22 protein-coding genes, 3 tRNA genes and 2 pseudogenes are annotated in these 18,925 nt (G+C 47.0%); 7 read left to right on the top strand and 20 right to left on the bottom strand.

All coding sequences use genetic code 11. From position 1 onward, the window contains the following. Positions 1–8 precede the first annotated feature (8 nt). Positions 9–824, bottom strand: coding sequence for a fatty acid hydroxylase family protein (locus NKE59_RS04600; protein WP_353439914.1), 816 nt, complete (start codon positions 822–824; stop codon positions 9–11). 137 nt (positions 825–961) lie between these two features. On the opposite strand from NKE59_RS04600, the gene NKE59_RS04605 reads away from it, so the two are divergent. Next, the gene (locus NKE59_RS04605) at positions 962–2,632 is read left to right on the top strand and encodes a formate--tetrahydrofolate ligase (RefSeq protein ID WP_353439831.1); all 1,671 of its coding nucleotides are present in this window, start codon (positions 962–964) and stop codon (positions 2,630–2,632) included. Here the strand turns inward: NKE59_RS04605 and NKE59_RS04610 are convergent. Further along, a pseudogene (locus NKE59_RS04610) lies at positions 2,629–3,027 on the bottom strand (3-keto-5-aminohexanoate cleavage protein); the annotation flags it as partial. The gene NKE59_RS04605 and the pseudogene NKE59_RS04610 overlap by 4 nt on opposite strands. A gap of 36 nt (positions 3,028–3,063) precedes the next feature. Here NKE59_RS04610 and NKE59_RS04615 point away from each other — a divergent pair. Together NKE59_RS04615 and NKE59_RS04620 are read left to right on the top strand one after the other, a co-directional pair. Then, positions 3,064–4,128 carry a recombinase family protein gene (locus NKE59_RS04615; RefSeq protein WP_353439832.1) on the top strand — a complete coding sequence of 355 codons (1,065 nt, stop codon included), beginning with the start codon at positions 3,064–3,066 and terminating at the stop codon, positions 4,126–4,128. Continuing rightward, on the top strand, positions 4,128–4,442 hold the full coding sequence (locus NKE59_RS04620) for a hypothetical protein (protein WP_353439834.1): 315 nt from the start codon (positions 4,128–4,130) through the stop codon (positions 4,440–4,442). The genes NKE59_RS04615 and NKE59_RS04620 overlap by 1 nt, the downstream gene beginning before the upstream one ends. On the opposite strand, the gene NKE59_RS04625 is transcribed toward NKE59_RS04620, so the two are convergent. The 7 genes and pseudogenes from NKE59_RS04625 to NKE59_RS04655 all read right to left on the bottom strand — a co-directional run bounded on the left by NKE59_RS04625 (position 4,435) and on the right by NKE59_RS04655 (position 8,789). Beyond that, a complete protein-coding gene (locus tag NKE59_RS04625; protein WP_353439835.1) occupies positions 4,435–5,127 on the bottom strand; it encodes an FkbM family methyltransferase in 693 nt (230 codons plus the stop codon). The genes NKE59_RS04620 and NKE59_RS04625 overlap by 8 nt on opposite strands. 159 nt (positions 5,128–5,286) lie before the next feature. Beyond that, positions 5,287–5,718, bottom strand: a pseudogene (locus tag NKE59_RS04630) (3-keto-5-aminohexanoate cleavage protein); the annotation flags it as partial. Positions 5,719–5,799: 81 nt separating this feature from the next. Beyond that, positions 5,800–6,792, bottom strand: coding sequence for a tripartite tricarboxylate transporter substrate binding protein (locus NKE59_RS04635; RefSeq protein ID WP_353439836.1), 993 nt, complete (start codon positions 6,790–6,792; stop codon positions 5,800–5,802). Positions 6,793–6,925: 133 nt separating this feature from the next. Further along, positions 6,926–7,999: a TauD/TfdA family dioxygenase gene (locus NKE59_RS04640; RefSeq protein WP_353439837.1), complete on the bottom strand. Its 1,074-nt coding sequence runs from the start codon at positions 7,997–7,999 to the stop codon at positions 6,926–6,928. Positions 8,000–8,157: 158 nt separating this feature from the next. Beyond that, complete coding sequence (locus NKE59_RS04645) at positions 8,158–8,337, bottom strand: hypothetical protein (protein ID WP_353439838.1); 180 nt, start codon at positions 8,335–8,337, stop codon at positions 8,158–8,160. A 42-nt stretch (positions 8,338–8,379) separates the two neighbouring features. Next, positions 8,380–8,529: a hypothetical protein gene (locus tag NKE59_RS04650; RefSeq protein WP_353439839.1), complete on the bottom strand. Its 150-nt coding sequence runs from the start codon at positions 8,527–8,529 to the stop codon at positions 8,380–8,382. 17 nt (positions 8,530–8,546) lie between these two features. Continuing rightward, entirely contained in the window at positions 8,547–8,789 is a 243-nt protein-coding gene (locus tag NKE59_RS04655) for a hypothetical protein (RefSeq protein WP_353439840.1), read from the bottom strand. Positions 8,790–9,065: 276 nt separating this feature from the next. Here NKE59_RS04655 and NKE59_RS04660 point away from each other — a divergent pair, with 276 nt between their 5' ends. Continuing rightward, entirely contained in the window at positions 9,066–10,082 is a 1,017-nt protein-coding gene (locus NKE59_RS04660) for a catalase family peroxidase (protein WP_353439841.1), read from the top strand. A 59-nt stretch (positions 10,083–10,141) separates the two neighbouring features. Beyond that, complete coding sequence (locus NKE59_RS04665) at positions 10,142–10,381, top strand: hypothetical protein (RefSeq protein ID WP_353439842.1); 240 nt, start codon at positions 10,142–10,144, stop codon at positions 10,379–10,381. Between the two features lie 109 nt (positions 10,382–10,490). On the opposite strand, the gene NKE59_RS04670 is transcribed toward NKE59_RS04665, so the two are convergent. The 3 genes from NKE59_RS04670 to NKE59_RS04680 form a co-directional block, all read right to left on the bottom strand. Continuing rightward, on the bottom strand, positions 10,491–10,880 hold the full coding sequence (locus NKE59_RS04670; protein WP_353439844.1) for a phosphate-starvation-inducible PsiE family protein: 390 nt from the start codon (positions 10,878–10,880) through the stop codon (positions 10,491–10,493). A 110-nt stretch (positions 10,881–10,990) separates the two neighbouring features. Continuing rightward, positions 10,991–12,115 (bottom strand): PQQ-dependent sugar dehydrogenase, encoded by a 1,125-nt coding sequence (locus tag NKE59_RS04675; protein ID WP_353439845.1) that lies wholly within the window; start codon positions 12,113–12,115, stop codon positions 10,991–10,993. A gap of 13 nt (positions 12,116–12,128) precedes the next feature. Next, positions 12,129–12,797 carry a carboxylesterase gene (locus NKE59_RS04680; RefSeq protein ID WP_353439846.1) on the bottom strand — a complete coding sequence of 223 codons (669 nt, stop codon included), beginning with the start codon at positions 12,795–12,797 and terminating at the stop codon, positions 12,129–12,131. Between the two features lie 89 nt (positions 12,798–12,886). Here NKE59_RS04680 and NKE59_RS04685 point away from each other — a divergent pair, with 89 nt between their 5' ends. Beyond that, positions 12,887–13,393, top strand: coding sequence for a DUF1993 domain-containing protein (locus NKE59_RS04685; protein WP_353439847.1), 507 nt, complete (start codon positions 12,887–12,889; stop codon positions 13,391–13,393). An 11-nt stretch (positions 13,394–13,404) separates the two neighbouring features. On the opposite strand, the gene NKE59_RS04690 is transcribed toward NKE59_RS04685, so the two are convergent. Next, a complete protein-coding gene (locus tag NKE59_RS04690) occupies positions 13,405–14,055 on the bottom strand; it encodes a cupin domain-containing protein (protein WP_353439848.1) in 651 nt (216 codons plus the stop codon). Between the two features lie 170 nt (positions 14,056–14,225). On the opposite strand from NKE59_RS04690, the gene NKE59_RS04695 reads away from it, so the two are divergent. Next, the gene (locus NKE59_RS04695) at positions 14,226–15,200 is read left to right on the top strand and encodes a WYL domain-containing protein (protein WP_353439850.1); all 975 of its coding nucleotides are present in this window, start codon (positions 14,226–14,228) and stop codon (positions 15,198–15,200) included. Between the two features lie 240 nt (positions 15,201–15,440). Here NKE59_RS04695 and NKE59_RS04700 read toward each other — a convergent pair whose 3' ends face one another. From NKE59_RS04700 to gltX, 7 genes are all read right to left on the bottom strand, one after another. Beyond that, positions 15,441–15,620, bottom strand: coding sequence for a hypothetical protein (locus NKE59_RS04700; RefSeq protein ID WP_353439852.1), 180 nt, complete (start codon positions 15,618–15,620; stop codon positions 15,441–15,443). Positions 15,621–15,719: 99 nt separating this feature from the next. Further along, a complete protein-coding gene (locus NKE59_RS04705) occupies positions 15,720–16,208 on the bottom strand; it encodes a TlpA disulfide reductase family protein (protein WP_353439853.1) in 489 nt (162 codons plus the stop codon). A gap of 3 nt (positions 16,209–16,211) precedes the next feature. After that, positions 16,212–17,081 (bottom strand): 3-keto-5-aminohexanoate cleavage protein, encoded by an 870-nt coding sequence (locus NKE59_RS04710; protein WP_353439854.1) that lies wholly within the window; start codon positions 17,079–17,081, stop codon positions 16,212–16,214. An 89-nt stretch (positions 17,082–17,170) separates the two neighbouring features. Next, a tRNA-Asp gene (locus tag NKE59_RS04715) sits at positions 17,171–17,247 on the bottom strand. 31 nt (positions 17,248–17,278) lie between these two features. After that, positions 17,279–17,354 (bottom strand) — tRNA-Glu (locus tag NKE59_RS04720). Between the two features lie 44 nt (positions 17,355–17,398). Next, positions 17,399–17,474, bottom strand: a tRNA-Ala gene (locus tag NKE59_RS04725). A gap of 34 nt (positions 17,475–17,508) precedes the next feature. Further along, entirely contained in the window at positions 17,509–18,912 is a 1,404-nt protein-coding gene (gltX, locus tag NKE59_RS04730; protein WP_353439915.1) for a glutamate--tRNA ligase, read from the bottom strand. Positions 18,913–18,925 lie beyond the last annotated feature (13 nt).

The following is an 18,925-nucleotide window of genomic DNA, read 5'->3' on the forward strand; positions in this document are numbered from 1 at the left end:
GCGATATCCTAGGACTGGAGCGCTTTTTGTTCGTGTTGATCGAGGATGGGTCCCTCGAGGGTTACTTTCTCGTCCTGAACTCGCCCATTCTGAAACTTTTCAATGATGGGTTTGAGCTTGGGATCAATATGCTCTTGGCTAAAACCGTTCAGAAGCGTTCCAATCAAACTACGCTTTAGATCACTCGTGCCCATCATCCAATCTGCGATCGGGAATGTCAGGTTCATGTTCTTGTGCATCATGATGCCAAGATTATGGTGTGCCGCGTGATGGCGACGAATCGTATTAATGAATGGCATATTGCGTACAAACCAGTTCTCTTTCACGTGGCAGCAATAATGAAAGGTCTCATAGAGGATGTAATGACCTACCATGGTCATAAACAAGATATAACCCACGTTAGAGGTGAAGATTTGGGCAGCGATATAGCCAAAGATGGTGCCAGAAACAGCCAAGACTGTTAAAACTCGCCATGGGAAGAAAACGATCCGATGCTCTTTAACCGTATCAATGGTGTAGTCGGTATCCGTAAAGTATTGATGATGTTGGCGCGTATGGCGATCATAGATAGCACGCAGTGCAAAGACATCGATTTGGCGATGCATCACATATTTATGCATACCCCATTCCACAAAGTTACCGGCGATTGCCACTGGGATAATGGTGAGCCATGCCCATGTGGGATTGTCAAGTTGCGTAGCGCAGTAATAGATTGCCGCAATGCCTGCGGTATACATGACTCCGATATGAAATAAGCCGTTATAGAAGGGGCTAATTTGATTGACATAGCTCTCACGAAACTTCTTCTGCCGATCTGTCATCACCATGGGTCTAGAAAAAGTGTTCACTGAATTCTCCTTGAGTGACTAATGCTTCTGATATATATTAGTAACATATTAGATGAATGCTTGCCTGTTTAGCAACTGTTAACACTAGGACTAACCCTTAAATAGGAGTTTTAATGCCAAGCGATATTGAAATAGCCCAACAAGCCACGATGAAGCGTATTGCGCAAGTTGCTAAGGAAAAATTAGGGATAGCGGATGAGCATCTAGAGCCCTACGGCCATTACAAAGCGAAGGTATCACTGCCCTACTTAGAGACCCTAAAGGGTAAGCCAGATGGCAAGCTGATTTTAGTAACTGCCATTAATCCCACCCCTGCTGGTGAAGGCAAGACCACAACCACCGTTGGTCTAGGCGATGCTCTGAATCATATTGGTAAGAAAGCCATGATCTGTTTGCGTGAGCCCTCCTTGGGTCCGGTGTTTGGTGTCAAAGGCGGTGCTGCGGGTGGTGGCTATGCACAAATTGTGCCGATGGAAGACATTAATTTGCACTTCACGGGTGACTTTAGTGCCATCGCGCTTGCTAATAATCTTCTGGCTGCATTAATTGATAACCATATTTTCCATGGCAATGCTTTAGGCATTGATAGTCGGCGCATTCAATGGAAGCGTGTCGTGGATATGAATGATCGTGCCTTACGTCACATCACGAATGGCTTGGGTGGCCCGGGTAATGGCTATCCGCGTGAGGATGGCTTTGATATTGTGGTGGCCTCTGAGGTCATGGCAATTTTTTGTCTTGCAACTTCTCTTGATGATCTCAAGGAGCGTCTTTCAAACATTGTGGCGGCCTATACGCGGGATCTCAAGCCCATCTTGGCGAAGGATCTAAATGCCCATGGCGCAATGACCGTTTTACTCAAAGACGCTCTTGCGCCAAACTTAGTTCAGACTCTTGAAAACAATCCTGCCTTTGTGCATGGTGGCCCCTTTGCCAATATTGCGCATGGCTGTAATTCGGTGATTGCCACGCAGGCAGCCTTGAAGTTAGCCGACTATGTGGTGACCGAAGCGGGCTTTGGTGCTGACCTAGGCGCTGAGAAATTTATTGATATCAAATGCCGCAAGTCAGGCTTACGCCCTGCTGCTGCAGTAATCGTTGTTACCGTACGCGCCATGAAATACCATGGCTATGCAGAGCTAGCTGATCTCACCAAAGAGAATCTCTCTGCGCTTGAGAAAGGTCTCGTTAATTTAGAGCGCCATGTTGAGAACATCACACAGGTTTATCAAGTACCTTGCGTGGTCTCCATCAATCAGTTCTTAAGCGATACGCCTGCTGAGATCGATCTCATCAAGAAGCGCATGGAGAAACTAGGTGTCAAAGTAGTCATTGCCTCGCATTGGGCCCATGGTGGCAAAGGTGCAGAAGAGCTAGCAAAGATTGTGGTGCAGCTTTGCGACTCTCCTTCCCAAATGCAGTTTGTCTATGAAGAGACTGACTCCTTGTGGGACAAGATCAATCACATTGCGAAGAAGGTCTACCGTGCTAGCGAGGTGACCGCAGACTCCAAGATTAGAGCGCAGATCCAAGGTTTGCAAGAGCAAGGCTATGGCCACTATCCCGTATGCGTTGCCAAGACCCAAAGCTCGTTCTCAACCGATGCTAAGTTACGTGGCGCTCCGAATAATCATGTGATTAATATCCGTGAGGTTCGTCTTGCAGCAGGTGCTCAGTTTGTGGTGATGGTCTGTGGTGACATCATGACCATGCCAGGCCTTCCAAAAGTGCCATCGGCCGATAAGATTGATCTGATCAATGGCAAGGTGGTGGGCCTCTTCTAAAGGCTTAAGAGTTTACGTGCCTCCCTTGCACTGGCCACCGTTCTGCCCTTACTAATTACCAGTTGGGCAACGCGCTCTACAAGCTCCGCATTGCTATTAGCCACACGGCTTTTATCAAAGCGCACATTGTCTTCTAACCCGGTACGCACATGACCGCCTAGTTCAAGTGCCCACTCGTTCATCGTGAGTTGATGTTTGCCAATCGCAGCTGCGGTCCAAGTGGCTTCTGGCATCACCTCCTTGAGTTCTTTAATCAAAAACTCCAAGACCGAACGTTTGACTGGCATGGCATTGGGTACACCCATCACAAATTGCACATGCGCTGGTGAGGCGATGAGTCCGCGCTCAACCAGATTGACTGCGTTATAGAGCATGGCCAGATCAAAGATCTCAATTATGTATAAGATATACCCATCATAAGGGAAATATTTATGCCAATTGCTTATTCGTACATTAGGTTCAGCTCTGAGAAGCAGGCTAAGGGTGACAGCATTCGCAGGCAGAAAGACTTAGCATCTGAGTACATAGAGCGTAATTCTCAGCTAGGTTTAGAGTTGGACACCAGCTTACAGCTTACTGATGAAGGGTTGAGTGCCTATAAAGGAGTTGCTCAGACCAAAGGTTCATTGGGTGTGTTTAATCGCTTAGTTGAGGATGGGAAGATTGAAAGAGGTTCATATCTCTTGGTTGAGTCCTTAGACCGATTAAGTAGACAGACACCCAGAAAAGCTCTTGCTCAACTTGGTGCCTTGATTGATGAAGGAATTGTTGTTGTAACACTTAATGACAATAAGGTTTATACCAGCGTCTCGATGGATGAAGACAGTGGCATGAGCCTTATGTTTGCAATCATGCTGATGTCTAGAGCTCATGAGGAATCTGCAACGAAAGCAGATAGGGTAAGTAGAGCTTGGCGACAAAAGATGCTTAGAGTTGCCGATGGTGTGCAGCTTACAAAGAGAGTGCCTTTCTGGATTGTTAAGGAAGATAGGACTAAATCTATTGCCGATAAGGTTGCAGTAGTTAAGAGAATTTTCAGGCTATCTGCTGAAGGTCTTGGTGGACAGAGGATTACTACGCTACTTAATGATGAAGGTGTTTCTCCTCCGACAAGCAAGGCTACTAGGTGGGGAATATCTAGCGTTAAGAAGGTGCTGAACTCTGAAGCGGTACTAGGGTTATTAAATACTGCTGATGGTGTAAGGCATGAGAATTATTACCCTAGAGTTATCTCTGAGAAGCTCTGGATTAAGACTAGGTTTCAAGGTGTTGCTTCTAAGAGCACCAGAGATAGTCACAGTGTTCATCCATTGAGTGGACTATGCGTATGTGCAGTTTGTGGGGCTACAGCGACACGAAGTGGTAAGAGTGGACGGGTCAGGCAAGACGGCACAAAGAATATCTGGAGGACTATAGGGGCAAAAAGAAGCGTTGGGGAAGTCCAATATTTAAAGATGATGATGAGGTCAAAAAGTTTATTGGCAACTTTAAGCTAATGCACCCTGATTTTATAGATGCCGTAGGTTCTGGAATTGGATTGCAGCTTCAGGGTTTTGACGGGGCGGTAACGCATCAAGTATTGAAATTTGCTGACGCCATTGATTTGCCACTTATTCCAATACATGAAGAATATTTAGTGCCAGAAGATAAGCAAGCCGTAATTGAGGAGATTCTAAGGTCGTCAATGCAAGTGGTACTTCAGAAGGCTGGTCAATATGGAACTTTAAATGCTAAGTGGACTGGTTCTGCTGGTGGGTCAAGCAAGGTTGAAATCAATCTAACAAATCCAAAAGTTGGGAGATTTAGTTAAAGAATCGCTCTAAGAGAGCAACCATATCCCTTCTTTCATCGATTATCTTGTAGCCCTGAGACTTTAGTAGATTGACAGTAGATAATTTCTTTTCCGAACTTAAATGTACAGATTCAAACTTAATTAGCTTGGGTTTAACTTGGCTAAAATTAATCATCTTAATAATTTCATCATCAAAGCCCTCGGTATCGATTTGTAAATAATCAAGTTTAAGCAGTTCGTACTCTTCAAGCAATTTCGATAGAGGTTTGCAAGTCACTGCTTCAGCGACTAGGTCACTCTCTTTAACGCTATTTTTAATTAGATGCTCTTTATTAAACGATGCAATGCCTGACACCCAATGAGGATATTTATGTAACTCTTTTTGGTTGACTGAATAGATATTAAATTTTTCTGCTGTAGGGTGCAAGGCAATATTAAGAGGAATGATGTTTGGTGAGTCAGCGTAGTTAAGTTTTAGCCTGTCAAAAAAGTATGGCAAAGGCTCAATTAAAAGACCTTTACATTTGCGACTCTTAAAAAAAGGATAGATGTTATCGAAGCTGATGCCATCATTTGCACCCACCTGTATAAAACTTATTTCACCTTGTTTTTTAACAAGCCTGTCTAAAAAATAGATTGTTCGTCCAATTTTATTGACCTCGTAACCCCGACTTGCTAGAAACTTATTTATAAATTTTCGCACTGAGAATTCCAGAAATTTATTAGATTTATATTTTTATCATATTTTTAATTAATAATCTCTTATGCAATTAAGCAGCACCGTTGAGTTTTTTATTGGCTAGAGACCCACCCCCCCATGTCTTGATGCCTGAATACTAAATCATAGGTATTTCTTGCATTTAATCTCGATTTCTGGCTTGACGCGATACGTTTGCATCGCTTGGGCGAGCTCGTCGATGAGTGATGGTGGGTTCTCATAGATCATGTTGGGGAAGTTCACTGATCCGGTTGCGAGGGATGCCATATCGGGAGCGTGCTTGAGCATTGCACCGCGCTCACTTTGACTGCGCCCTCTGCCACCCGTAGAGAACTGCACAATCATGTCTGGGCAATGTTTACGAATGCCCTCTTGCACTTGGGCAAAAAGATCCGGGTCTGAGCTTGGGCTCTCGTCGGGCTTGCGCACATGAATGTGCACCAGAGCTGCGCCTGCTTCATAGGCCGCATGGGTTGACTCAATTTGTTCGCTGACGGTTACTGGTAATCCAGAGCAGTCTTTTTTACGAGGGACGGATCCGGTAATCGCAACAGAGATGATGGCTGGGGTGGTCATGGCGTATTTCTTGAATGGGTACGGGAAGCAAAACGGCCCACGCAGCTATCTTTGTGGGCCGTTCGTGCAGGTGTTACTCGATTATTTTTTGAGATTTAGCTGGGTACCTAGTTTGCTATAAAGATCAAATTGCTCTTTGGCAAATTTCTCGGTATCTTGTGGTGAGCGAATCGCTGGGATTGCACCAACCGTATCGTTACCACGTAGCCAGTTTGGATCTTTTGCTACTTCTTTGAGGACAGCTTGCCATTTCGTAACGACTTCAGCAGGAAGTCCGGGTGGGCCATAGAGTCCGCTCCATCCCATCACTTGCTCTAGATTACCAATGCCCATCTCTTTTGCTGTAGGCACGTCTGGGAATTCTTTTAGGCGATTGGGTGTTGAAGTTACGAGTGCGCGCATCGCGCCACCCTTAATCTGACCAACCATGGTGGTGAGGTTATTACAAATGAACTGTACTTGTCCGCCAAGTAATGCCGTGGTTGCTTCGCCACCTCCCTTATACGGAATCATCATCGCCGCGGTGGATGGCAATCCTAATTGACTGAGGATGACTTCCACTGCTAAGTGTTGGGTTGTTCCAGGACCAGCGGTTGCATAGTTCAACTTACCAGGATTTGCACGAATGGCATCAATCAGATCCTTCATCGTTTTGTAAGGCGCATCGGGTTTCACGACACACACCACGGGATTGAAATCGAGTAGTGAAATGAATGTGAAATCATTCCACTTATACGGTGTGCTGCTATCGAGTGCTGGGGTGATTGCTTGTGAGCCACCGCGTGATACCAATAAGGTGTATCCGTCTGGGGCTGCAGTTCTAACGCGCTGTGAGCCAATCGTACCTGAGGCACCAACGATGTTAGTAACAATGACCGACTGCCCGATGAGCTTACTTGCAACGACCGAGAGATTTCTGCCTGAGAAATCGCTATCGCCACCCACTGCATACGGTGCTACGAGGGTGATCGTTTTGTTGGGGTAACTTTGGGCAAATGCAGTTCCTGTGCCGAGGGCAGCTATTAATGCCCCTGTGATCACTGACTTAGCAATAAGGCGTTTACTTAAAAACATGGGGTCTCCTCCACATTGGGATGTTCTATATAGAACTGACCATAGTACAAGCCAGTTGGGGGCAATCCAATAAGGGTATTAACTAGGTCAATTGACCATAAAATCTTTAGGTCTTTTAAAGACCTTGGATCTTCTAGACCGTTAGCTCTACCGATAGTTTGGTTCCTGGCACGATGATGCCGCCTCGATCTCCGGGGGTTACAGAGCCCCAGCGGGAGGCAAAGTAATCGGGCAGTGGTCGAGCGGTGGTGGGTGCAATCCACAGACGCAGCAGATGGCGGGCCCGTTCTGGTTCTGGCCAGTTAAAGAAATCATTCCTAGAGTGCAAGATCTGATGGTTGTGTAAGAACTGGATATCACCCGGTTCAAAGGCCATCTGCAGAGGAAAGCCTGGTTCTTGCAAGATCGCATCGATCAGATCCATCACCTCGATTTGTTCTGTAGTGAGTCGTGGTGCATTGGGGAATCTACTTTGGGCTTCTTCTATATAGTGGCGCAGATACACGCACGATAGATGCCCTTGATACCAATTAAAGATGGGGATCTCAAACCATGGGTCTCTGCCCTCGGGTACTTCACCGCGACGATCCGTTGGGTACGGGGTGAACATTGCTGGGATCAGATCGGGGCGACGCTTAACCATTTCGTTATAGAGCGCCATCGAGCTAGCAATAAATGACTCCCCACCCTCTTTGGCTTTTTGTAAACAGAGTAAGCCAACGATGTCAGCTGAGTCGGTGTGGTAATCAAGCTTCTTATTGGTTTGGTAAAAACGAGCGCCTGCTTCGACTTTGGCGCCTTGATCACGAACATGCCCAAGGAGATGGCCTTTGCCATTACTACTGCGCAAGCTCCCCATGTGGCGTCCAATGCCCATATAGATGGTGGCTGCTTTCTCAATCGACCAGTTCTGAATTGGTAGGCCGCGCAGCATCACAAAGCCACGGCCTTGCATGAGCTCATGCAATACATCGGCGATAAATGGTTTTAGGGTCGCTACTGGGAAAGACTCGGTGGTGATGTTCTCTAGTGCAATGCCGGTTTTAGCAAAGTGATCGGCAGCAGTTTCTAGTTCAGCAATTTGCGCGGGGGTCCAGTGCACGATCCAACTTGGGCTCTCTTGGATGTCTTTGCCCTGCCAAGCACAACTTCCTTTTATATACCCCGGAATACTTCCCACTGTGCTAATTGCTTGACCGGCTTGCATGCTCATCTCCCTGATTCATTACTATGAGAACTAGTCTATTACAAAAAATGGCTATTTTGAGGGCTAAATTGGGGTTTTGAGAACCAATAGTTTGCATATTGCTCTCTTTTATAACCAATTACTATAGATGAGTCTAGATGACTCGGGGTGACTACTAATTAGTCTTTATTGTTGTCTTTGTTGACCTTACCCAGGATCGATTGCAAAAGTGGGTTCGTTTTAATGCCGTCTTTGCCCTTGCCGGTCTTCTTGGCAAGATCCGCCTTGGTGGCGTTTTTCATGCGGTGGGCAATGGTGAGCCCTTGGCGTTTGGCGAGGTCGGTTGATTTAAGGGTCATGATGGGTGGTGCAGTGTGACTACACCACCATTATCGTTCATATCACTTCATTAATCCAACGAAGGATCCAAAGTAGTAACCAAATGATCCGGTTAGCAGAATGAACACCATGATTAAGACCAGAAAGAGTGCTCCGAACTCAAAGCGTATGAATTTTGAGCGTAGATGAACAAGCTCTACGACGAGTAGCATTTTATTTCCTTTAGAGGTTAGTGATTGGTCTTATTGCTATCGAATGGACTGTCTAATTGTTCTAGTCTAGCTTCTTCGATCAATTTATCTCTATAGATACGGAGTAAATCTTCTAGGCGATCGTTGTCTTGACGTATCCACTGAGTATGCTCAACAACACGAAGATAGAACTCGTGTTTATTAATCTCTTGCGAAAGTCTTCTATGCTCTTCATCCAACATCATATCTACTTCCAACATCACCTCTTCGTTTGTCAACATACATCTCCTTTTTAAATCTGATTTGAGGAGTTTTAGATTAACGATTTAGTTTTTGATTGGGAATCAATAAGGGAGGATTTTGCTGTAGGGATCTTCCTACAGGATTCTATTGCTGTGTTCTATCAATATGTGGTTTTGGTCTTCTGACTAAATGGTGATGTGAAATTAGTGAAATAAGCCAGCAATCTAATGCAGTGCAATAATTTTGGACACCTGATTTATTTCCTAGACAGTAGTACGATTTGGATTGCCACTAAATTCAATAGGGTTATCTTTATGAAAACAATAACGTATTGCCTCGCATCTTCCTTGGCAGTTTCCTTAGGACTGGTCAGTTTGACCCCCACACTCGTTCACGCCAATCCCGACCCTAATACCATGGTCAATCAGTTTGAGGCGACCGGTGGAAAGTTTGAGGGCTTTCGTCGCTCGGGTGCAAAGGGTATTTGTGCCACTGGCGAGTTTATTGGCAGTGCTGAAGGTCGCAAGATCTCTACTGCTTCGGCGTTTAGTGGCAAACCAATTCCGGTGGTTGTGCGTTTTTCAGTGGGCGGTGCTAATCCCAAGGCTGCGGATAACACGAAGACTCAACGTAATTTAGCGTTGCAATTTAATCTTCCCAAAAATGAAGTCTGGCAAATGGGGAATATTTCTGCACCGGTATTCGGTTCTGCAACACCCGATCAACTCATGGGTCGCTTGCAATCCACCCAGCCTGACCCAACTACGAAGGTTGCTGACCCAGTCAAAGTGAAGGCCTTTGCCGATGCCAATCCTGAGGTATTGATTCAGGGTAGATACTTTGCCTCCCAGCCAGTCCCGGCTAGTTATGCTGCCACCAATTATTGGGGAGTCCATGGCTTTGGCCTCTCCAATGCCAAAAAAGAGAAGGTTTGGGGTAAATGGATTTTTGAACCGGTTGGGGGCGTACAAACCTTGACCGATGAGGAAGCCAAAGCAAAAGGGCCTAACTTCTTATTTGACGATTTACGCCAACGGGTCGCAGCGGGCAATGCAGCGTTTAACTTTAATCTGGAAGTTGCTCAAGCAGGCGATACGCTCACCAACGCAACCGTTCCCCTTCCTGAAGGACGCAAGAAGATTACCTTGGGTGTTCTCAAAATTGTGGCGGTCGCCCCTGATGGCAGCGGTCCATGCTTAAACATTACCTTTGACCCCAATATCATGCCTGTCGGAGTAGAAGGCGCCGCAGATCCGATGTTGCGTGCTAGAACAGCTCCCTATGCCATTTCTTTGGGGCGCCGCATTGTTGAGGGCTCGAAGCAACAATAATCTTGGTTTTAGATTACTATTTGTTTGGATTTAATTTAATTACGTCTTTGGAGATTCATATGAAAAAAGTATTACTAGCAACATCCCTCATGTGTCTATCGAGTTTTGCCTTGGCGCACGGCTGCCCAGGTGAGATGAAAAAGATTGATGCAGCGATGCCAACGGCTAAGTTAAGCTCTGCCGATATGAGCAAGGTCCAGAGTTTGCGCGCTAAGGGTGAAGAACAGCACAAAGCGGGTCAGCATACCGAATCCATGGCAAGCCTTGGTGAAGCCAAAAAGGTAATGGGCATTCAATAAGTTTTTCTATTGATGTACCTTAGTAAGGGTCCATAGCGGACCCTTTTTTATTTGGGAGAACGATGCGCTGTGGGATGCGTTGTGGGATGCGCTGTGATGACCGAGCCCTCTAAAGATTGGGTTCGTTGGTATCGCGTTTTAATTTAATTAAGTTCCAACGAATCACCAAAGCAGCCAAGCCTAATAAGAGCACTGCCCCACTCTCATAGATCAGATCCACGCTATTGACACCCTTACCTTGCAAGATAATCAAGCGGCACAGCGCTGTAATAGCAATAAAGATTGGAATCGTGATTGGTATTTTGCGGTACTTATAAAAACCGGCCACCATTCCTAAGACCTCGGCATAGATGAACATGAGCAGCAAATCGGTTAAGGCAACATCACCGGTTTGCACAACTTTCCACATTTCAATACCCACGGCATAAATCGTAAAGAGGGCAATGAGTACTAGGATTGTTTTTTCTGCAGCGGTAATGTAGCGATAAATATCAGGCATCGTGCTTTCCTTGGATCGGCGGTTTACTCAAGATTAATGGAGTCTACTGCAATTTGGCACAGCACTTCCATGAAGTCAAATCGGCCCAATCAGGTCCGTTTAGATACTTGCTATTTACTGGGTTCGAGTCGATATAAACCGCCTGCGCGCTCGTCGGTCAAGAGGTAGATGTATTGATCAGGACCAACCCGCACGTCTCTAATCCGTCCAATGCTTCCTTGGAGTAAGCGTTCTTCATGGACCACTTTGTCTCCTTGTAGTTCTAGGCGTAACAAGGTCTCTGCGCGTAAGGCTCCAATGAATAGATGATTGTTCCAGTTGGCAAATGCATTCCCCTTGTAAAAGGCCATCCCAGAAGGAGCAATTGAGGGAACCCAGACATACAAAGGTTGTTCAAGACCCGCCTTTACCGTTCCTTCCCCAATCTTTGTACCAAAGCCGTAATTAACGCCGTAGGTAATAATCGGCCAGCCATAGTTACGAGCGGGTTTAATGATGTTGATCTCATCGCCCCCTTGCGGTCCATGTTCATGTGTCCAGACCTCTCCTGTTTTAGGATGGATTGCCACACCTTGTACATTACGATTACCTAAAGTAAATTTCTCGGGCTTAGCCCCTGCCCTATTTACAAATGGATTGTCTTTGGGAACTTTGCCGTCATCGTGCAAACGAATAATCGAGCCAGCGTGATCATCTAATTGTTGTGCTCGCGCCATCTCACCACGATCACCCAAGGTGAGATAGACATAGCCTCCCTCATCAAAGACGATGCGCCCACCAAAATGGTGATTCGAACGAGTCTTTGGCTCCATGCTAAAGAGCACCTGTACGTTGGTCATTTGATCACCGAGGAGTTTGCCGCGTGCCAATGCGGTACCCCAACCCCCTGAGCCAGGTGCGCTGTATGCAAAATAGATCCAACCATTTTTAGAGTACTGCGGGTGTAAGACCACATCAAACAATCCGCCTTGGCCGCTTGCAATAATGTCTGGTAATCCGCTAACGGGCTTGGGATCGAGCGTGAAATCTTTTTGCACGATCCGAAGACGCCCTGCACGTTCGGTAATGAGTAGTCGCCCATCGGGTAAGAAAGCCACTGACCACGGGTATTGCAAACCTTGAGTGAGTGGCACGACCCGAAAGGACTGTTTCTCCGATTGGATGGTTTGCGCAACGACCGTACTGAGATGAAAAACGCCCAGCACCATCATGAGACACAGGGTGAGTATTCTCATGCGTAGCATGGCCTTAGGTAGCTAATACCCGACGCAGAAAATTTCCGATATCCACAATCTCATGGGGATGTACCGAATGCTCCATGGCATAGGTCTGCCACTGCACCGCATAGCCATTGGCTTCGAGTACGTCTTTAGAGTACTCACTGCGATCTAGCGTAATCACACTATCCCACTCACCATGCGCCATGAAGATGGGGGTCTGTTGATTTGCGGGGTTGCGGTTTTTAACAAAGGAGTCTCTAAGGGGCAAGTAACCGGATAAGGCCATGATGCCACCCAAGGCTTGCGGGTAGCGCAGCCCTGTGTGCAAGACCATCGCACAGCCTTGTGAAAATCCAGCCAAGATTATTTTGTTGGGGGCAATGCCATGACTGCATTCGTGTTCAATGAGGGCTTGGATAGCCTTAGCCGAACGCTCAATACCAGACTCATCCTCGCGATCGTTTGGACTTCTGCCAATAATGTCATACCAGGCGGGCATCACATAACCACCGTTCACGGTCACAGGCATGCTAGGAGCGCTAGGGAAGATAAAGCGGATACCCGGACATGCCGAGAGATCGAGTTGGGGCAAGATGGAGGCAAAGTCGTTGCCATCAGCGCCAAGCCCATGAAGCCAAATTACGGCTGCGGTGGGATGCTCAGCGGTCTCAATTTCAATACAAGGTAGTCGTTCCATTTGGTGGGCGCTCAAAGTGATATGTAAATAATGCTTAGTTGCTAATGCGAGTATTCTTATTCATTCTCTTTTAAATCCTAAGGAACAAAATGACTATTTCCATGTATCAGGCTAGCGTACCTCGACTTATTAATGCGCTCACTAATTTATCCAATGTCTTGCAAAAAGCACAAGACCATATTACAGATAAGAAGTTAGATGCCAACGCACTACTGCACTACCGCTTATATCCTGATATGTTTAATTTTACCCGTCAGATCCAAATTACGGCCGATACCGCTAAAGGGGTCGTAGCACGTTTAGCAGGCGTTGATATCCCTGCCTATGAAGATACTGAGAGTAGCATTGCAGAGTTGCAAGAGCGTCTTGCCAAAACCATTGCGTTTATGGGGAGTTTTAAACCCGAGCAGATCGATGGTACTGAGGACAAAGCGATTGTGACCAAGCGCGGTGATAAAGAAACCCATTACAAGGGCATGCAGTTTTTATTAGGGCATGCCATCCCCAATGTGTACTTTCATAGCTCGATGGCCTATGCCATCTTGCGTACCAATGGCGTTGTGATTGGCAAGCGCGATTACTTGGGCAATCCTTAGTCACCTCTGCCCTAGAGTAAATGCCCGGTCTTTACAAAGATGGTGCAGCCCTCTTTGCTAAATGGCTTGTGCATGCTCATATGGGGGCTTCTAATCCATGAGCCGGCTTCGTAGCGACCATGTTCGTCCTCAAAGACTCCATCAACCACGAAGATCTCTTCACCCCCATGGTGGCGGTGAGGGTTGAAATAGGTCTGCGGTGCCCAGCGTACTAGCGTCGATCCTGTTCCTTGGCGCATGAGAGGCATCACCGTCAGCCCCGGTACGAGTCCTTGCAACCATTGCGCTGTGTGGGTATTCACAATCTCGCGTTCGGTTTGCTCAGATCCCAAATGACGAAGTTTGACAAAGAGTGTGCAGCCCTCTTTGCTAAATGGAGCGTGTGACGAGCCTGGCGGGTTCATGAGGTATGTTCCTGCTGGGTAGTCGCCGGTCTCATCACTGAAGACACCATCAAGGACCAATATTTCTTCGCCAAGATCGTGGGTATGCGAAGCAAACTTTGCGCCTGCTGCGTAACGCACAATGCTCGTTGCTTTCGCTACCTCGTCTCCTATTCGGTCGAGCATTTTGCGCTCTACGCCGGGCTCTGGGCTCATCTGCCATGGCAGCGCATGATGATTAAGGACGATACGTTCTTTGAAGTCCGCGTGGAGGTTCATCTTGATTTAGTTGTGGAGTAAGCCTTGTGCATAGACCTGATGCTACCCCATTAGGAGCAGTGGATCATTTTTACGCTCTTTGCAATGCCAGTAATTTTATCTATACTAGCTCATATAATGAGCCTGTAGTCATCGATCATAGGCTCTGCTAATTATTTAAGGAGACTGATATGGGCGATATGGAGCGCTTGCATCGCATCAAATACATGATTCAGAGTCGGGGTTGCGTTCCCATTGATGACTTCTTACATACCTTAGAGATCTCCAAAGCCACGTTTAAGCGAGATCTCGAGTACCTACGCGATCGTATGAATGCTTCAATCGTGCATGACCGCTCCATGGGTGGTTATCGTTTTGATAAGCCTAATCACGGTGCCAAGATTGAGTTACCAGGCTTATGGTTCTCGGAGAAAGAGGCCACTGCCCTCGTTCTCATGCAGCACTTACTCGCCAATCTTGATACCGATGGCCTTTTAAGTCCGCACATCTCACCGCTGATGGATATCGTCGATGGTCTTTTGGGTCAATCCAAGGTGTCCGCTAAAGAATTACGCAAGCGCATTAAGGTATTTGGCATGTCAGCGCGTAAGAAGAACTTAGAAAACTTTGAGGAAGTTGGGGTCTCTTTACTAAAGCGCCAACGTCTTCATCTGAAGTATTACGCTAAGGGCAAAAATGAGACCACTGAGCGCGAGGTCTCTCCCCAGCGCATTATTTTCTATCGCGATAACTGGTACTTAGATGCCTATTGCCATTTACGTAAGGGCCTACGCAGCTTTGCAATGGATGGCATCCTATCGGCTCACCTGCTAACTGATAAGGCTGATGAAATCCCTGAGAAGCAACTTCATGAGAACTTTGCTGAGAGCTATGGCATCTTTTCTGGTAAAGCAACACAGCGCGCCAAATTACGCTTTACTCCTGAGAAAGCACGCTGGGTCTCCGCAGAGACTTGGCACGGCCAGCAAGTTGCTAGTTTTGATAAAGATGGTAGCTACCTCTTGGAGTTTGATTACAACCAAGATCCGGAGTTGGTCATGGAGATCATGAAGCATGGCGATGGGGTTGAAGTAGTTGGCCCTGCTAGTCTTAAGACAAAAGTGAGAGCTGAATTAGAAAAGGCCCTGAAGAACTATGCATCGTAGGCCTTTAACGATCCAATCATAAGGTCACGGGAGTGAGCCTTAGTTGGCCATTTCGTTTAATGATCGTGATCGTTTGGTTTACGACTACCGAAAATAATGATCAGCAGTGTAGCGACTCCCACACCTGAAAAAATTAGGCCTAGCGTTACGCTATCGAGCTCCATATATCCCCCACGAGTAAGTAATATGCCTCAGGTTAGCACCTTTTTTAATTGCCCAGAATGCTTTTTATTAGCCAGTCTATTTTTTGGGGCCTAGAGGTGCTTTCTGATGGCCAAAGTACAAATCAATTAATACCAGACCAATCGCATGATCAAGATAGCTGTCTGTTTTGGAGTCCCAAAACTCACTCTTCTCAAGATCAAAATACACTTCTCGACCATCAAAATTAAATGGCCCCTCCGTATTTTTTGGTTTCATGGCAATCACCCTTTAGTGGCAATGCGGTTAAGAAACGTTCTTAAAGCTGGTCTGATTCAATATAGCACGGCCATTCAGAATAAATACATCTCCCGTTATTTACTTAGCAAAGCGTTTTAGGTCAGCAAAGTCTTCCTCAAACATCTCCCCCATCTCTTTATGGATGATCTTGTTGTTCTTATCCAGAATAAGGAGGATAGGAATACCTTTTACTTTACCGAGCGATTGGTTGAGCTCGGGGGTCATCATCGCTGCTGGGAATGTATAGCCGTGCTTACTCATATAGTCTTTGGCTAACTTTGGGTTCTTATCAATCGAGATAGTGATGACGTTGATACTGTTCGGTGGTACTTGCTTGACGAACTTCTCGAGATAGACATTTTGGCGTTGGCAAAAGGGGCACCAGGAGGCCCAGATCATTACCAAGGTATTTTTACTGTTATTCGCAGGCAATGAGTAGTTGGTACCTGCGAAGGTCTCAAGCTTGCCAAGCTCCACAGTCTGACCAATGGTCATGGCACTCACCAACCCCGGGATGAGCAGGAAAGATAGAAGGATCTTACGTATCAGGTAATGAACGTGGGTCATTGACTATAGTCCTAGCATCTGTCGGGCTTCGTTAGAACTGGCTAACTGTCCTCCAAGGTCGCCAATGATCCGCTTGGCTCTGCTAACGAGTTGGGCATTGCTCTCGCAGAGCACACCCTTCTCCAGATAGATGTTGTCTTCCATGCCGACACGGATATGACCGCCCAAGAGCCATGCTTGGGCTACGATGGGGAACTCAGCTCGACTGATACCAAAGGCGGCCCAGATCGCCCCGCTGGGAAGTTGATCGCGCATATAAAGTAAGGTAGCTGGGTCGGTATTAAGGCCGTACTTCACGCCCATGACAAAGGTGTAGAGTCCAGGACCGTCTACTGTGCCGTCTGCAATCAGATCTTTGGCAAGATTTAGGTCCCCGCTATCAAAGATCTCAAGCTCTGGCATCACCCCTGCCTCACGAATAACCTTTGCCATCTTGCGGACGTTACTGGGGGTGTTCATCACCACATCGGCACCCGAGTTCATGGTGTTGAGATCCAATGAACAAATTTCTGGTTTTAGTGCTGCGACATGCTCGACTCGTTTGAGGGGGTCGCATAAGGTTGTGCCGGGTGCAAAGACTTTGGGGTCACCTTCGGTGGGCACATAGCGTCCACCAGGACCGGTGGTGAGATTAATGATGAGTTCTTTGTTCTGCGCCTTAATGAGATGCAGGACTTCAGCATAGTGATCCAACTCCATCGATGGCTTGCCGGTCTCGGGGTAACGCACATGAATATGCACTACTGCGGCTCCGGCATCAGCAGCCCCTAGGCAGGAGTCTGCAATCTGCTTTGGGGTAATGGGCAGATACGGGGTCATCTCAGGTTTGGTGAGATTACCTGTTACTGCGCAAGTTAGGATTGTTTTGTTCATTTGGGAGCTCACTGTTCTTATCAATTGATCATGTCATTTGAGCAAACTTTGGTGAGTCGGGCAATACGTCAATACGTATCAAAAGAAATTGGCGGAGCGGACGGGACTCGAACCCGCGACCCTCGGCGTGACAGGCCGATATTCTAACCAACTGAACTACCGCTCCGTATAAAGCATCATGCTTGTCATCGCATGACTGGCGTCCCCAGGGGGATTCGAACCCCCGTACTCACCGTGAAAGGGTGATGTCCTAGGCCTCTAGACGATGGGGACCTTGGACTACCAAAACTTCTCTTACTTTCTACTACTTTGTTTGGTGGTGGAGATAAGCGGGATCGAACCGCTGACCTCTTGCATGCCATGCAAGCGCTCTCCCAGCTGAGCTATACCCCCTCGCGTCTACGCACTTCCAAAACAATCCAAGATTTTAGCCTATTTTTGCTAGACGCTCGATTACTTCCTCTTTACCCAATACTGCAATCACAGCATCAAGGGCTGGGGTCTGGGTCGTAGCAAAGAGCGCATACCGAATTGGCATGGCTAAAGCAGGCATTTTGAGATTGTGTTGAGTCAATATGGTCTTTAAGAGAGCCCCAACCTGCTCCTTGCTTTGGGCTTCTTGAGTCTTTAACGCTTCTCTAAACTCGGTGATCGCGGGCCGAATATTTTCTGGGATGTTCTCTTGGATTTGTTGTGAGCTCAGTTGCGGCCGGTCTTGATAAAAGAGCTTAGCCCCTTCCACAATCTCTAATAAGGTATTGGCGCGATCTTTCAGTAATGCCACCACGGCCTCAAAGTTAGGGCCTTGGGCGATGTTGATACTTTGTTGATCGGCAAACGGCTTACATAATTGAGCAAGGCGCTTAGGGTCCCCGTTTTGGATGTAATGGTGATTGAGCCAAAGGAGTTTCTCGGGATTATGTTGTGCGGGTGATCGACCCAAATGCTCTAGATCAAACCAGCCAATGAACTGATCTTTACTAAAGATCTCCACATCACCATGTGACCAACCAAGGCGAGCTAGGTAATTGAGTATGGCTTCGGGCAAGTAGCCCTTCTTTTGGTAATCGCGTACGCTTAGTGCCCCATTACGCTTACTCATCTTCTCGCCACTCTCATCGAGTACGGTTGGGAGATGTGCATAGACCGGTGGTGTACCACCGAGGGATTTCATGATATTAATTTGTCGGGGGGTGTTGTTGACATGATCATCACCTCGGATTACATGGGTGATCTTCATATCAAGATCATCCACCACCACACAGAAGTTATAGGTTGGGGTGCCATCTGGTCTAGCAATAATTAGGTCATCTAATTCTTCATTGCTAATCTCGATCATGCCCTTCACAGCATCGTTCCAGATCACCGATCCCCCAATCGGGTTTTTAAACCGAATGACGGGGTTAACATCCTTGGGAGGTGTCGGTAAGGTCTTACCAGACTCAGGTCTCCAAAATCCGTTGTAACGCGGTTTCTGTTTATTGGCCATCTGCTCATCGCGCAGGCGGTTGAGCTCATCCTCACTCATATAACAGTAATACGCACTGCCATCGGCAAGCATCTGCTTGAGAACCTCGCGATAGCGATCCATATGCTGCATCTGATAGATGGGGCCCTCATCGGGGTCCATTTCTAACCAGTGCATACCCTCTAAGATCACCTCAACGGCTTCTAACGATGAGCGCTCTTGATCGGTGTCTTCAATCCTCAGAATGAAATCCCCTCCCTTGCTGCGGGCAAACGCCCAAGGGTAAAGAGCGCTGCGAAGGTTACCTAAATGAATAAAGCCGGTGGGGCTAGGGGCAAATCGAGTTCGAATACGCATGGGGATTATTATCTCAGGT

Origin of the sequence: Polynucleobacter sp. UK-FUSCHL-C3, assembly GCF_040409815.1 — a bacterium.
GTDB lineage: Bacteria > Pseudomonadota > Gammaproteobacteria > Burkholderiales > Burkholderiaceae > Polynucleobacter.